Source organism: Rhodococcus sp. IEGM1339 (assembly GCF_050321925.1).
In the GTDB taxonomy this organism is placed as follows: domain Bacteria; phylum Actinomycetota; class Actinomycetes; order Mycobacteriales; family Mycobacteriaceae; genus Rhodococcus; species Rhodococcus pyridinivorans.
Genome location: NZ_JBNQFT010000058.1, coordinates 1 through 1,418, shown reverse-complemented (window position 1 = coordinate 1,418; position 1,418 = coordinate 1). Strand labels below are relative to the sequence as shown.

The 1,418-nt window shown below is 64.2% G+C and carries 1 protein-coding gene; it reads left to right on the top strand.

Features of this window, described 5'->3' with window-relative positions; genetic code table 11:
• Positions 1–114 precede the first annotated feature (114 nt).
• A partial coding sequence (locus ACQR3U_RS23315) for an IS1634 family transposase (protein ID WP_269572375.1) occupies positions 115–1,418 on the top strand: 1,304 nt, incomplete at its 3' end.

The window sequence follows — 1,418 nt, the reverse complement described above, 5'->3', positions numbered from 1 at the left end:
CCTGAGTTGGCTCACGTATTCGGCATGAACGACGGCTCACGTCTGTGACCTGCTGGTTCTCGCCGTGATCGAGCTGATTTCACGCACTAACAGCCCGGGTTTTAGGCTCAGCGGGTGGCGTTTATCAGGAAGGTGCGCACCAAGTCCGGGGCCACGGCCGTGCAGGTCGCCCGATATGTGGGCGGCCGGCAGGAGATCGTCAAACACATCGGTTCCGCCCACACCGACGTCGAACTCGGCATGCTCCTCGAACGCGCTCGCGCCTGGCTCGAACCCGACCAGCAGGCCCTCGATCTGGGCGTCACGCCTCAGATTCCCGTGGAAAAGCCGCTGGTCACCGGGCAGAGCGCACTGCTCGAACCGGAAGCTGAACCTGTGCAGGTTGACGTGCCGGGACGTACCGAATCGACCGGGTCGGTGCTGCTGCGGCAGGTGCTGGCCGAGGTGTACGACCAGCTCGGCTTCGGGATCGTCGACGATGCGGTGTTCCGCGACCTGGTGATCGCTCGCATCGTCGAACCCGGCTCGAAGCTCGACGCCGGCCGGGTCCTGCAGGACCTCGGGGCGGACCCGCCGAGCTACGCGACGATCAAACGTCACTTGGGTCAGGTCATCACCGGAAAGTACCGGGACCGCATCGCCGAGAAATGTTTCGCCCATGCCGCCGAAACCGGTGGCTTGAGCCTGTTGTTGTACGACGTGACGACCTTGTATTTCGAGGCCGAAAAGGAAGATGACCTGCGGAAAGTCGGATACTCGAAGGAGCGTCGGGTCGACCCGCAGATCGTCGTCGGGTTGCTCGTCGATCGCACCGGTTTCCCCCTCGAGATCGGATGCTACGAGGGCAATTCGGCCGAGACCCACACGATCGTGCCGATCGTGCGGCAGTTCCAGGCCCGCCATGACCTCGACGGGGTCGAGATGGTCGTCGCCGCCGACGCCGGGATGTTGTCCGCGTCCAATCTCGCAGCACTGGACGAGGCCGGACTCAAGTTCATCGTCGGATCCCGCGCCACGAAAGCGCCTGGTGATCTCGCCTCCCACTTTCATTGGAACGGCAATGTTTTCACCGATGGGCAGATCATCGACACGATCACGCCACGGCACGGCCGCTCGGTGGTCAACAACTCTCGCAAGCGCGCCGAACCGGTATGGGATCGGGCGGCGCATCCGAATGCGTGGCGGGCGGTGTGGCAGTACTCGCGCAGCCGCGCCGCCCGGGACGAGAAGACACTCAACGCGCAGGAAGCCCGCGCCCGGGCCGTGGTCGACGGGGACACCGCACCGAAGTCGACGCGATTCGTGAAGACAACTGCGAAAGGCCGGCGACTGGATACTGCGTCGCTCGAACGAGCCCGGATGCTCGTCGGGCTGAAGGGATATGTCACCAATCTTCCTGTCTCGCTGATGGACCCGGG